The organism is Cyanobacterium sp. uoEpiScrs1, from assembly GCF_947331815.1.
GTDB lineage: Bacteria > Cyanobacteriota > Cyanobacteriia > Cyanobacteriales > Microcystaceae > Rippkaea.
In genome coordinates this window covers 742,434-756,734 of the sequence record NZ_OX373462.1, presented here as the reverse complement: position 1 = coordinate 756,734, position 14,301 = coordinate 742,434, and the positions used below count along the sequence as shown (strand labels likewise).

Here is a 14,301-nt window from a genome sequence, read left to right as displayed (position 1 = left end):
GAAATGAACCAATTAACTAAAATTATATAAATATAAGTTATTGACGTACAAGTACTGTATACTTTTGCTGTCCTATTGTCTTATTCACTAAACAATAATTAAAAGATTATCAGACAGAATTAATGTTGACATATTCAATGCATTTAATAGTCTTTTACTATAAATTAAAGTCTTTTATAAAATTGGTATAATATCAGAAGCATACAGGAGTAAGCAAATTTAATAAATAGTTAAAATATTTAAGAAAATTGTTAACACAATTGAAGAATATGCCTATTATTTGATTTCTAAAATTAGTAGAATTATTTTAATATTTAATTCTGTTTAATACAATGTAATAGCAGCTTGCTAAACGTATATAAGTTTATATTAACTTGGGGGAATACTTGTTCTTTTTTTATAAATTAGCAAATATGAAAAGCATGCTATAAACAGATACAACCTGGGTATGCTTAATAGCAGTCCTCTTGTAAGATTTGAAGATTACAAAAAAATGCCATAATGGACCCTGGGTAAATTAAGAGGAAACTAGCTATGCGACTGTCTCAAATGCTTTTTGTCACCCTAAGGGAAGATCCTGCTGAGGCAGAGATTCCTAGTCATAAACTATTATTAAGAGCGGGGTACATTCGTCGTATTGGTAGTGGAATTTATATTTATTTGCCATTAATGTGGCGAGTTTTACAAAAGGTATCCCAAATTGTCCGTGAAGAAATGGATGTTGTCAAGGCTCAGGAATGTTTACTGCCTCAACTACAACCGGCAGATCTATGGAGAGAGTCAGGTCGATGGGAAGCCTACACTAAAGTAGAAGGAATTATGTTTTCTTTGAATGATAGACGACAAACACAGTTAGGATTGGGACCTACCCATGAAGAGGTTATTACTGCTCTTGCTAAGGACATGATATACTCTTATCGTCAATTACCTGTCAATTTATACCAAATTCAAACCAAGTTCCGTGACGAAATTCGTCCCCGTTTTGGGTTGATGCGGGGGCGAGAATTTATTATGAAGGACGCATATTCCTTCCATACTTCCTCTGAAAATCTTCAGAAAACCTACGAAGCTATGGAGCAAGCTTATCGAAACATAATCTGTCGCTGTGGGTTGGCATTTAGAGCTGTACAAGCAGATTCAGGCGCGATTGGTGGATCAGCATCTCAGGAGTTCATGATCCTTGCCGAATCGGGAGAAGATCAAATCTTCTATACTAAGGATGGAAAATATGCAGCTAATGCGGAAAAAGCGGTATCTTTGCCTTGTGATCCAGATCAATCTCCTTTTACAAAGTTGGAGAAATTGGAAACACCAGCAACTGATACTATAGAGAAGCTCTGTAAATTCTTGAAATGTTCACCTACAGTGGTTGTCAAAAATGTTCTCTATGAAATTTTGTATGATAGTGGAAAGACTGTCATGGTATTGATTTCAATCCGTGGAGATCATGATGTCAACGAAGTAAAATTAAAAAATGAGTTAGCAATATTTTCCCCTCAGTATCAAGGAAGTAAAGTTTTAGATGTAAAAACTTCCAATAAAATATCACAACAAAAATGGGCGATAAAACCCTTACCGTTAGGATATATTGGCCCTGACATAGAGGATGATTATATTAGGCATGATAAAGATTACGCCCCCAAATTTCTGAGAATAGTTGACAAAACTGTTGTAGAGCTAAAAAACTTTATAACAGGGGCGAATGAAGATGGATATCACACAACAGGAGCTAATTGGAATCAAGACTTTCAGTTACCGAAATTAGTAGTGGATGTGAAGACAGTTATGATAGGTGATCGTGCAGTTCATGACCCGAAACAAACTTTAGAGACCGCTAAAGGAATCGAAGTTGGACATATTTTTCAATTAGGAACGAAATATTCTCAAGCAATGGGAGCAACTTTTACTAACGAAATAGGAGAAGAACAGCCCTTAGTTATGGGATGTTACGGATTAGGAGTATCACGTTTAGCTCAAGCTGCTGTAGAACAGTCTTATGATAAGAACGGAATTGTCTGGCCGGTAACAATCGCTCCCTACCATGTGATCATAATTATCCCCAATATTAATGATTTAAAACAAGTGGAAGCAGCTGAGAAACTTTATAATAAGTTGAACCAGTCCGGGGTAGAAACACTCTTAGATGATAGAGATGAAAGAGCCGGAGTCAAATTTAAGGATGCAGATTTAATTGGTATTCCCTATCGTGTTGTGACAGGGCGATCACTTAAATCAGATAAGGTAGAAGTAGTAGAAAGGGGAAGTAAACACTCTCAAGAGATACCTATTGAGAAAATTGTAGTTACCTTAAAACAATGGGTTACTGAAATGGGAGTACAGCTACAAGAAGGAACAAAATAAGATTTTTCTTTCCATAAATTGGGATAGGAAATGACATTAAAGTTTAGCTTTTTATTGTCAATGTATAATATATTTTGAAATTAATTCATTTTTTATCCTAACTCTATTCAAGATTAATATATTTTTGATGAATACTGTGCTTAACAACAAAGAGAAGAGTTTAAAACACTTTTTTATAAGGCTTCTAGAACTATGAAAACTTTGCATTAGTTTTCATAGTTCTAGAATATAGCAACAATAAGAGTTTTAGCAGTTATGAGTTTATTGTTTGGTGTTTCTTGTGTAAAAGAAACTAGAATATTGTCTATAGTTAAATCACGAAGAAGTTTCACTAATAAACTATATGAAAAATATTGTAAGTTATCAGTTGATTGTCTTATTAAAGATAGTTTGCATTATCTTTATTTAAGATTTTTTAAAAAATGATACTCAATTATTCTTTCATAGTAATTTTTATTTGCTAGATAATTTAAGAGCTAGCTCTATTTTCAGAGAACACAATTAAAATTTTTCTGAAAATGAATTTGCAATCGTGTTAGTGGCTTTAGTTTAATTACATTATTTTACGCCTTTATAAAGCTATGAAAGTAAGAATTAGCTCAATTTTTGTCTTTATTGTCAAGCTATCAAGATAAAAATCTCTATATTATTTATTAACAATCTTTTACTAAAGACGAGGACGTTGAACTGGCTCTTTCTGCATTTTGGCTTTAGCTTTGGCTGCACTTTTTCTGAGAGCTTGGAGACGAGTTTCATACCGTTTGCGTTGGCGACGATTTGGGGTCTGTTCAATTAAAGTTTTAAAAGCACTACCAAGACTTTTATAGGCATTAGGGAGAGAATACCCGAAACGGGTGGCTAGGGTAATAGCTTTTTCGTCTGCATTAAGAGATTCTCGGAGTTTTCGTTCACCGTTATTTTTGTGCCAGAGTCGATAGCCGGAAATTCCACATAAAGCAAGAGCTAACAAAAGTAATAAACCATCTTGTACCCAGAGTTCTCCAACTGCTCCTCCTAGACCAATAGCCAGGGCAGCCATTTCCCACCCTTCTCTAGGAATTGTGTCATTTTGAATGTGGGCAACTTCATGCCAAAAAAGCAGATTACGCTGGTCAATAGAAAAGTTTTCCCATTGAGTTAGATCAACTTGTATCTCAACTTCGTCTTTTCCAAGTTCTTCGCAGCGAAGCAGAGAAGGATTAACTTCGGTGCTACCTTCAACCATGACCCAACTTTGTAATTCCGGTGGTAATAAGGTCTTAAGCCGTCGAAGTTCACTCATTTCTGCCCTGGCAGATGAAGCTACGTAGGATGTCATAGGATTATTTATGTTAATTAACTATACTATTGCAAGGGTGTTATCTTTGATTGTAGCGGTCCCAAATATTAGAGTTCGCTACTTATATCATAATCCGAGTTGGGATTTCACTTGAAGCCAATCGACAGAGCAAAATACTCCATTGTTGAATAAAAATAAAGACTGCTACGATAATTTAAAAATAATCGAATTCTTTTTCTAGTTATCTGGCTTGGACGTATCGGAATAAATCAGCTCCTGAAAAGGTTTCAAAACTTGTTACTTAGGTAGAATAGATGAGTCTATTAAACTTCAGTCAAGAGGCACTATACTTATATGTTCTAAAAATATAGCTTTTAAGGAAATAATTATAAAAGAGCTTCTAATAGCCTCTTTCACTGGGGTATTTTAAAGCTGGAACAATGGACTCTTCTCCGCTAACTCCCATAAGTTAAATCAGAGTCTCGATAGGCAGATTAAACCTTTAAATTAGATTCAATGTCTTTCTTGAAAAGAGATGAAGAGGATAAGAAGTTTTTCCGAATTATTAAAATAGCTGTTAAGATCATCATTACTTCAAATAGTAGCAGTTTAGTTTTTTCTGTAATAGTGGGAATATTAGCTAAGTTAAATTTCTAAAAAATTTCCAGCATGGTACATTCTCCCAATCAACAGTTTTTCCAGATTAAAACTAGCTTAATACTAGTGATTAATTTTACCAATTACGCTAATATTTCCCACAATAACTATGATCATAGCAATAGAATTTTTGGGAGTAATCACCATAATGTAAATTAAAATGGATAGAGTAATAATTGAACCTCCTCCTAATATTCTTAACCTAATTGCAATTAAACTAGCTAACAGATATTCAACGATTTGTATCGATACATAGATAGTTATTTTCTCATATATTTAACTCTTAGAAAGCAAAAAGTATAAAGTAATAATTAGAGTTCTCTTCTTGATTTTAATCTTAACTTCGTTCGATATTAACTAACATAATTTTGACAATATATAAAAATATGATCGTTATATTCAATCTCTGATTTAAAAGATAATAGGTAAGTAATTACCTGACCTAATAACTACTAATAATCAAGACCTCAATAAATATATTAGATACAGTAAAATACGAGAATAGTATACTTTTTATATCTATGTTGAAAGATTATTTGTTGAATAAATGCATATAAATAGTTAGTCACTAATAAAGTACTGCAAAATTGTCTTTGTAGTACTTTATATGCTTTTTATATTCTTGTATAGTGTATATTTTAAGTTGGTTTTTAAATATAAACCCTTATCAAATACAAGTAGTTTTTATCAAAATAACTATTGTTTATTTTATGAAAATTACCTGTTTATGTTTAGCAAAAAAGCTAAGATTTAATCGTATGATATTTGTAATATAGGTAGCTTTGTAGAAAAATTATAATAATAAGTTAAACCTTTAAGTATCTTATATAGTTGTTATAATCAGTTATTTTAGTTTGCTGGTTTTATTTCTTTATCAATAAACACAATTTTAGAAAATAAATTTATTTAGTGTTAACAAAAAATATTGTAATTTTTACAAGAAATTTATTAAGATAATCAGTATACATTCTATTAGTATTTATTTACTAATAGAATACAGGCTAATAGATTTTAACTTATTAGGCAATAAACTTAAACTACAGTTACATTGTATTAAATAAAAAAAGGGTTAAATATCATTCATTAAAATATTAGGAGTGTAATAATTGAGATTATAAGCAATTGATTTTGTGTTTATTATCTTCTGAATTTTTGTTTTTTTACAAAATATTATTTAGTAATAATAATGTGATTCATTTTTCTGATTTTATGATTATTTGATAATTCTTTCTAAAAATTTTTTATTAACTAAACAATTAGCTGCTATAAAAATATTGTAATTTATATAAGTACTACAACTCAAAAACACAGACTTTATGATATAAAGATAGTTGCGTAAACTTGTTGTATTGGTTAGCAGAATAATATTTAATTACAAAACAATTCTTAAACCAAACAAAAAAACATAAAGTAGTAGAATGTTTTATATGTAAATCTGCTTCTATAATTTTGAGGATAAACTTTATTTTTTAGAGAAATCTAGAAAACTAGTTTTTTTATGGAATTTTTCCACAATTTTTATTGGCAGGAATAGCTTCCATTATCTTTTTAGGATTGGGTAAATTAAGATTATTCATAAAGGCAATAAAGTTGGTTTTATCCCGTCCTACAAAACGAGAGTTCCATTTTTTTTCCTCTCCAATAGTAGAAACGGTATGACCCCGATAGTCGTGACCAGGATAGACTAATGTGTCATCAGATAAAGTAAAGAGTCGCTGAGTTACTGAGTCATAAAGAGTTGCGGCATCTCCACTTTGAAAGTCAGTGCGTCCGCATCCCCTAATGAATAAAGAATCTCCTGTCAATAAGTGAGTTTTATTGACTAGATGTGCTAAATGACTATCTGTGTGTCCAGGAGTGGCGATTGCCTCTAGGATAATATCGCCAACTTGTAATGTCTCTTGGTCTTTTAAAAAGCGATCAGCACACACAACTCGAGAGTTATCTGGAGCAATCCCCAAACACCCTGTTATTTCTTTTAGTTTTCCCGTTCCTGTGATGTGATCTGCATGAATATGGGTCTCTAAACAGTATTTGAGGGTTAATCCTAGTTCTTCTAAAAGTTGATGATCGCGTTCAATTTGTTCTAATACTGGATCAACCAGCAACGCTTCTTTTGTAGTGTGATCAGCAATGAGGTAAGTATAAGTCGAGGACTCCCCATCAAAGAGTTGACGAAATAGCATAACTTGTTAAGGGGGTTAGATTGTCAAAACCTTTTTAAAGTATACAATTATTTAGTAATACAAAGAGAAAATCAAAGTTCGTGAGAGATTAGGGCAAATTTGTCTTGGAGACTAGTATCTAACTTGTAATTAGTAACCAATTAGTTGTATAATGATGGGTTATGGTTACTAAATAAATTTTGCTCAAGACATAGAGGGAACCATGGCCAAACGCATTCAAATTGTATTGAATCAATCCATCAATAAATTGGGAAATACGGGTGATCTCGTAGAAGTTGCCCCAGGATATGCTCGCAATTATCTAATTCCCAAGGGACTGGGAATTAGAGCAACATCAGGTATTCTCAGACAGGTAGAACAACGCAAAGAAAAAGAAAGACAACGTCTGCTAGCTGAAAAACAAACAGCCGAAGCACGTAAAACAGCCCTGGCAACTATTGGACGTTTTACCATCCGTAAACAAGTTGGGGAAGGAGAAGCTATTTTCGGTACTGTTACCACTCAAGAAGTGGCTGAGGCAATTCAAATAGCCACAAATCAAGAAGTAGATCGTCGTGGAATTACTTTACCTGAAATTAGCCAGACTGGATTTTATAAGGCAACAGTTAAACTACACCCCGAAGTTACCGCAGAAGTTGAGATTCAGGTAGCCCCACTGTAGTGTCTAGTAACAAGAGTATGGGTTGGGAATTCTATTCAAATACCTAACCCGTCATGATCAGAATTCAGAAAGCAACGTAATTAACATTGTTAGAAAGACTGATATTAATTGAATATTAATCTATCGGGTGAAAGACATCCCTGAGGTGTGGGTTTCCGTTAATTTTGCCACTGAATTTAGAAATAGTTAATGTAAATAATTTTGGAAAAAGTTTTACCCCAAAAATTTTTTTCTATTTGCTTAATATAACCTTATAAACACTCCATAGAGGAAACTAGTTTTCTCTATGGAGTGTTTATAAAGAGCTAATTCAGTCTAAAAATCAAATTTAATATTCAAAACAATTTGAAATCATAAAGCCTAAGTTTAGAGTGAACGTTATCTCTAGCTAGGCTAATTTTAACTTGATATATCGAAAATCTGTAAAGATAGAAATCACACATAAAAAATAAATTACCCCCACCTGACTGAACAAAACTTTGTTTGTTAATTGGGAAAACTTGGTGAATATTAACTATATAAAAATAGCAGCTAACAAAAAGCATCTCAAACCCTGGACATTGTCAATAATTTAATATAAAAAGTATAAGGATAGTTACATATTAAAAACATTATTTATAGCACTTATTTAAGTACAGCTAGACGTAATGTTAATCTTACGATAAGATACGTTAATTAATAATAGTAATTCTTGCAAAGACACAGTTTATAGTTAATGACCATAATATAGACTATTACTTAGTATATAAAGCTAATTGATTATTTATTACATAGGTTTTAATGATACTAAATTAATTCTGATGTTAATCTAAGTCTTGTAAGTTAAAAACTAAAGGAGGTATCTATGCTGATTTTTTAATTTCTATAATAAAAATTCAAGTTTTTATTTAGATTAAAATACCAATATTAATGATACTTGACTGGGTTTTTCCTAAAAAAACGTTATGCTAGTACTGAGTTTACTTTAACTCAATTAAACCTATATCTGTTGATTGTCCATATGTTTAATTTAGTTAAACCTTTTTATCCTTTTCTATTAACGGCAGTCAAAAATGACCCGGAGAGCGTACATTCACAACTTCTAAAAATACTAAATATAGTTGATCGCACTCGTCACACTGTAGGAGGACGTTGGTTAATTTCCCAGCTTGATAAGTCCTTTTGTATCCATGATCATCGTCTCAAACAAACATTATGGGGATTGACTTTTGACAACCCCGTAGGATTAGCTGCAGGATGTGATAAAAACGGAATAGCCGCGGCGATATGGGGACATTTAGGCTTTGGATTAGCGGAATTAGGCGCTGTTACTTTCCATCCTCAACCAGGAAACCAACGCCCTCGTTTATTTCGTTTACCGCTTGATAAAGCGGTTTTAAATCGCTTGGGAGCGAATAATCGGGGAGCGGAAAAGATCGCTCAAACCTTGGGGGAAATTTGGCAACGTAAATCTCGTACTATTCCCATTGGCATCAATTTATGTAAATCTAAAATCACCCCTCTAGAAAAAGCTGCTAAGGATTATGTAGGAAGTTTTCGTTACCTTGAAAATGAGGCTGATTATTTTGTAGTTAATGTAAGTTCTCCTAATACTCCAGGACTACGAGCACTTCAAGAAAGGGAACAACTTGAATTCATTTTGCAGGAGTTACAACAAGCAAATGAACTACAAAAACCCATTTTTGTCAAAATTGCTCCAGACTTAGATTGGGAAACAATTATAACAATTATTGAATTGGTCCAAGCCTATAAATTGGCTGGAATTATCGCGACGAATACTAGTACCAAACGAGAAGGACTAACCACTGACATTCTCCCAGAAACAGGGAATAAAATTAAAGAAGAAGCAGGAGGAATAAGTGGACTTCCTATCCGTGATCTATCAACAGAGATTATCCGTTTTATTTACAAAAAAACCCAAGGAAAATTGCCCATCATTGGGGTTGGAGGAATTTTTACAATAGAAGATGCCTGGGATAAAATTACGGCTGGAGCCAGTTTATTACAAATATACACGGGATGGATTTATCAAGGTCCCTGGATTATTCCACACATCTTAACCGGCTTAGGCAATAAATTAGAACAAGAAGGTTTATCACATATATCTCAAGCAGTAGGTATGAAAGTAGATACAGGGACCTGTAAATAAATACAGTTATAGACTATAAGATTTTAGGAAACCCGATAATAGCTTTTAGTCGATGGTCATATTATTTATGAATCAAGAGAGAACTTGCTAAAAATTTGTGTCTCAAAATTTTTTATTTAAATTTAGTAATTTTTAAATTTACAAATATTTTTTATTTTTAACTAAAAATGATAGTAATTATTGTTATAAACTGGTTAATTATTCACTACCATATAAGGTCCTAGCTATAGAACATCGGTATTTCTGTAATAGAAAGAAGAAACGCTATTTATATATTTTTCAGAAAGAAAAAAAATTATAACCCCTAATGTAGTAATCTTCTCGATTAATGTGACATTGATTATTAGGATAATTTTTATAAGCTTATGAAAACTAGCTTAGCCCTTATGTGAAGGTTTATTCATACACTTTTATAATGTTAAAAACGTAATAAAAATAGTATTTTAGGGTTTAACAATATTTTACTCAGCTCAGTTCCTAAAAATCTGATGTTTTGATAAATTTCCTAGCCATTAGCCTTTTCTATTTACAAGTTTACATACGAAATCCCCCTAAAAAAGGGGGACTAAAATTTTGAGACCAATTAATCCCCCAAAATCTTAGAAGCAGCAGCAACTCCTACTCCTGGAGTTACTCTTTTATCACCTAGGGTAATTAAAGTAGATTCCAAAGCAGCAATCACCGTCAGAATATCTCGCTCACTAACAAAACCTAAGTGACCAATACGAAAAATTTTACCTTTGAGGTGATCTTGTCCTCCAGCTATAACGATATCAAATTGTCTTTTCATCGTTGCTCTAATGGACTCAGCTGTAACTCCTGTCGACATAACAGCTGTTACGGCAGTGCTCGTAGTCTTATCATCGGCCAATAGAGACAACCCTAAAGCCTTAATTCCTGCGCGAGCAGCATCAGTTAAACGACGATGACGAATAAACATTTTTTCTAATCCTTCGGCCTTCATCATTTGTAAAGCTACTTGTAACCCATACATCAAATTCACCGGAGGAGTAAAAGGGGAGCTATTTTTATGTGTGGCTTTTCTGTATGCCCCTAAGTCTAAATAAAACCTAGGAAGAGTTGCAGTTTCGTAAGCTTCCCAGGCCTTTTTACTAACACACACAAAGCCCAACCCAGGAGGTATCATATAACCTTTTTGAGAACCAGAACCAACTACATCCAATCCCCAGTCGTCAATAGGAACGTTGATAGCTCCTAAACTGGTGACAGCATCGACGATGATTAAAGCTTTTTCGTGATCTTTAACATATTTGTTAATAGTTTCCAACGGATTAATCACCCCCGTAGAAGTTTCCGAATGAGTGATAATAACTGCTTTAATTTTCTTTTGACTGTCAGCTTCCAATTTTTTACGGAACAATTCAGAATCTAGGGGTTTTCCCCATTCAGCAGTAATTTCTTCTACTTTCAACCCAAATGCCCGACAAATTTTCCCCCAACGTTCACCAAACTTTCCGTTATTACCTACTAATACACTTTCACCAGGACTCAAAAAATTAATAATCCCTGCTTCCATTGCCCCAGTTCCGCTAGCAGTTAACATCAAAACATCATTCTGGGTCTGATGTAGCCATTTGAGATTTTCAGTAATTTCTGCAATAATTTCGCTAAAATCGCTGCTGCGATGACCTATAGGATGTTTGGACATAGCCAACAAAACCTTTTCGGGGACAGGGGTTGGCCCTGGGATCATTAACATGTGCTTATCTTCCATGAATTCCGGCTCCTGTTTTGGGTTGAAACTCTTCCAAATAGTCAGTCTACTCCATTCTTATTTACCCTAAAAAGTTAAATTAATGACTTTAGTAATTTTTAAGGTTTAATTCAGGTTTGTTTTTTACTGATAAAGGACCAATACTGATAAAGGACTAATAAGGTTAAAAAAAGATACGAACTTGATAACAGATAGTTTTGAGTTGTTTTTCTTGTATGCAGATTTTATATGAAGTCAAAATGAGTGGTTGAACATGATTTTGTAAGGTGAGCTGTTTATAGACAATAGAATGAAGAGAAAGAGACTTCGTTTGTAGTTATCATTTATTAACTATTAATTATCATCGATGATTGTGGTTTAGACGAAAGACATACTTTTGTAAAATTTTGTTTGGCAATTGATACAATATGAGTCTTGCAAAATTGACGGTCAATCTCTAGGAATTATTCCGGATTTGTTATTATAACTGATCGTATATATCACCTCTTTTAAAAGAATAACCTAGTGATCGCTTCTGTAGGATCGGGTTGTTTTACTAAAGATTCTCCGATTAATACTCCGTCAGCCCCTGCTTGCTGAACAAATTGTATATCATCACGAGTATATAATCCTGACTCGCTAATAATTTTGATTCCTTGCTTTTTAATTTCATCCCGTCGAGCAGCCAATAATTTCCTAGTAGTGTTGAGGTCTACCTCAAAAGTTTCTAAGTTACGATTGTTAATTCCAATTAAGGATACGCCTTCAATGCCAAGTACTCGATCTAATTCCTCTAGGGAGTGAACTTCAATTAGGGAGGTCATTCCTAAAGAGCGGATAATTTTTACAAAGTAGGTAAGATCACAATCATTTAAAATAGCAGCGATCAATAACACGCCATCAGCCCCCTTACTACGAGCTAGGTAAATTTGATACGGATAAAGGATAAATTCCTTACACATTATGGGCAAATTGACTGTCTGACGAACTATAGTGAGGTTATCAAAGTTTCCTTGAAAAAATTTAGTATCAGTTAGTACTGATAAACAACTTGCTCCTCCCTTAGCATAAGATCGAGCAATTGTCGCCGGGTCAAAATCCTCACGAATAACTCCTTTACTAGGGGAAGCTTTTTTGAGTTCTGCAATTAAAGCTGGTCTAGTTTTGCCCAATGTGATGGAGGCTAAAAAATCTTTAGGAGGTGGTATTTCTTTCACTCGTTTGCGTAACTCTAATAAGGGCAGACGTTGTCTTAGACGATCAACTTCTTTTTCTTTATGCCAAACAATTTTTTCAAGAATATGTCGCGGATGCTCATCAGGAACACGAACTTGATAACGGAGAATATCAACATCTATGGCAGGATTAGGGGAACGTCTTCGGATTTGCATGGGAGTTAGCAACAAGAATACGAATTAGACTAAGCAAAATCTTAGCTCTGCAATCCTATCACAACTATTTGTCGCTATAACTAAAATGACATGTTCTTATTTTACTTTGTGTACTTCTATTGTTTGAATCACAATACTGTAAATTATCCGTCTATAGCTAGAATAGAAAGCATATATAGATTTTCTATAATTCCTTAATCTTCTCAATTTTAGTTATCTTCGATTATGAATACTGTTAAAGAGAGAATACAATCGATCTTGAATCAATTACCAGATAATTGTTCAATTGAAGATATCCAGTATCATTTATACGTGCTTGAAAAAGTACGTCAAGGATTATACGTTGCCGATCAGGGATCCACCTTACAACAAGAGGAAGTTGAAGGGCTTCTAAACAAATGGCTTATCGAGTAATTTGGTCTGCTAAAGCAATTGAGGATGTCGAGGCAATTGCCACCTATATAGCCCGCGACTCGCCTTCTTATGCGGCATCTGTCGTTCGTAAAATCTTAGACATTACTCACTATCTTCAGGAATCTCCTCTAGCTGGAACAATTATTTCCGAAGGCGATAATTCAACGATTCGTGATAAGTTAGCTTATACTTACCGCGTAATATATCGAGTTCGGGACGAGACCGTAACAGTTGCGGTAATTGTCCATACGAAGCGTTTATTAGTGTTTGCTAATTCTTAAGGAAATATTCTTAAGATAAGATTAAAGATCAATGTTCCCTTCATCGTCAAGGGACTCGTTTTTATCTGTAAATAGCCAATATTGCTGTTATGGTAATTATTAAATTGTTTTATTCACCATTGTTAACTACTGAGTATTTTTCAAGCTTTCTTGAGATAACTTCCGTCTGGGGACCTCATAGGTCATAAAATCACGAGCAAGAAGTGTATTGGGAAAAATAGCCTTAGCTTCTGTTAATAAGTTGACTAATTGTAGAACATTTCCAGGGGCATAACGGGGGCTAAAATGGGTCATAATTAACTGTTTAACTCCGGCCATTAAAGCTACTTGTGCTGCCATGGTTGAGGTAGAGTGAAGACGGTCAAAGGCTAGTTGAGCATCTTGATGGGCAAATGTTGCTTCATGGATTAATACATCTCCCCCTTGTGCTAAGGCTATAGCTTCATCACAAAAAACTGTGTCAGTGCAATAAATAACCTTACGTCCGGTTTCTTTATCTCCACATAGATCTTGCCCTCGAATACGGCGACCATCGGGTAGAGTTACGACTTCACCTCGTTTGAGTTGTCCGTAGATGGGTCCTGGAGGAATTCCTAAAACAGTTGCTCTTTCTATATCAAAGCGACCGGGACGATCTTTTTCTTCAATACGATAACCGTAAGCAGGAATACGGTGTTTGAGCAACCCACAACGAACGATAAATTGATCATCCTCATAGAGGATACCAGGGTGAACTTTATAAACCCGTACTCGATGAGAAAGTTTTATCTGAGAATACTTAGCACAAGCTTTTAAATAGTCTACTAAATCTGGTGTTCCATAAATGTCGATATTCTGGGCATTTCCTGCTAAACCACAACTAGCTAAGAGTCCCATTAACCCGTAGATGTGATCACCGTGCATATGGGTAACGAAAATTCGGGTAATCTGAGAAATTTTAATATCACTCCGCAAAAGTTGATGTTGGGTTCCTTCCCCACAATCAAATAACCAGACTTCTGCCCTTTGGGGCAGACGTAGAGCAACACTTGATACATTCCTTGATCGCGTTGGTACACCAGAACTTGTTCCTAAAAAGGTGATCTCCACAATAACTTAACTCTGCTTGCTTTAGGACTGTTTATCTATTTTAATCTTTTCCGTTTAACTAAAATCCTGTACTTCTTTAAAAATTAACCAGAGAAGGTGACTAGGAGGGAACAGTTGTA

Annotated in this window: 10 protein-coding genes; 5 read left to right on the top strand and 5 right to left on the bottom strand. The window is 34.1% G+C overall.

What is annotated here, in order from left to right:
- Positions 1 to 534: 534 nt before the first annotated feature.
- A complete protein-coding gene (gene proS, locus OXU93_RS02645; protein ID WP_267384321.1) occupies positions 535 to 2,361 on the top strand; it encodes a proline--tRNA ligase in 1,827 nt (608 codons plus the stop codon).
- 667 nt (positions 2,362 to 3,028) lie between these two features.
- Here the strand turns inward: proS and OXU93_RS02640 are convergent.
- Both OXU93_RS02640 and OXU93_RS02635 read right to left on the bottom strand, forming a co-directional pair.
- Positions 3,029 to 3,679, bottom strand: a complete 651-nt coding sequence (locus OXU93_RS02640; RefSeq protein ID WP_267384320.1) for a DUF3318 domain-containing protein — start codon at positions 3,677 to 3,679, stop codon at positions 3,029 to 3,031.
- Between the two features lie 2,114 nt (positions 3,680 to 5,793).
- On the bottom strand, positions 5,794 to 6,483 hold the full coding sequence (locus tag OXU93_RS02635) for an MBL fold metallo-hydrolase (protein WP_267384319.1): 690 nt from the start codon (positions 6,481 to 6,483) through the stop codon (positions 5,794 to 5,796).
- Between the two features lie 202 nt (positions 6,484 to 6,685).
- Here OXU93_RS02635 and rplI point away from each other — a divergent pair, with 202 nt between their 5' ends.
- Together rplI and OXU93_RS02625 are read left to right on the top strand one after the other, a co-directional pair.
- Entirely contained in the window at positions 6,686 to 7,144 is a 459-nt protein-coding gene (gene rplI / locus OXU93_RS02630; RefSeq protein ID WP_267384317.1) for a 50S ribosomal protein L9, read from the top strand.
- Between the two features lie 1,000 nt (positions 7,145 to 8,144).
- Positions 8,145 to 9,293 carry a quinone-dependent dihydroorotate dehydrogenase gene (locus OXU93_RS02625; RefSeq protein WP_267384315.1) on the top strand — a complete coding sequence of 383 codons (1,149 nt, stop codon included), beginning with the start codon at positions 8,145 to 8,147 and terminating at the stop codon, positions 9,291 to 9,293.
- 583 nt (positions 9,294 to 9,876) lie between these two features.
- Here OXU93_RS02625 and OXU93_RS02620 read toward each other — a convergent pair.
- A complete protein-coding gene (locus OXU93_RS02620; protein WP_267384314.1) occupies positions 9,877 to 11,028 on the bottom strand; it encodes a pyridoxal-phosphate-dependent aminotransferase family protein in 1,152 nt (383 codons plus the stop codon).
- A gap of 488 nt (positions 11,029 to 11,516) precedes the next feature.
- Positions 11,517 to 12,398, bottom strand: coding sequence for an indole-3-glycerol phosphate synthase TrpC (gene trpC, locus OXU93_RS02615; protein ID WP_267384313.1), 882 nt, complete (start codon positions 12,396 to 12,398; stop codon positions 11,517 to 11,519).
- Between the two features lie 225 nt (positions 12,399 to 12,623).
- On the opposite strand from trpC, the gene OXU93_RS02610 reads away from it, so the two are divergent.
- Both OXU93_RS02610 and OXU93_RS02605 read left to right on the top strand, forming a co-directional pair.
- Positions 12,624 to 12,812: a hypothetical protein gene (locus OXU93_RS02610; protein WP_267384312.1), complete on the top strand. Its 189-nt coding sequence runs from the start codon at positions 12,624 to 12,626 to the stop codon at positions 12,810 to 12,812.
- A complete protein-coding gene (locus OXU93_RS02605) occupies positions 12,797 to 13,093 on the top strand; it encodes a type II toxin-antitoxin system RelE/ParE family toxin (RefSeq protein ID WP_267384311.1) in 297 nt (98 codons plus the stop codon). Before OXU93_RS02610 ends, OXU93_RS02605 begins: the two co-directional genes overlap by 16 nt.
- A 126-nt stretch (positions 13,094 to 13,219) precedes the next feature.
- Here OXU93_RS02605 and OXU93_RS02600 read toward each other — a convergent pair whose 3' ends face one another.
- Positions 13,220 to 14,182 (bottom strand): ribonuclease Z, encoded by a 963-nt coding sequence (locus OXU93_RS02600; RefSeq protein WP_267384310.1) that lies wholly within the window; start codon positions 14,180 to 14,182, stop codon positions 13,220 to 13,222.
- Positions 14,183 to 14,301: the final 119 nt, after the last annotated feature.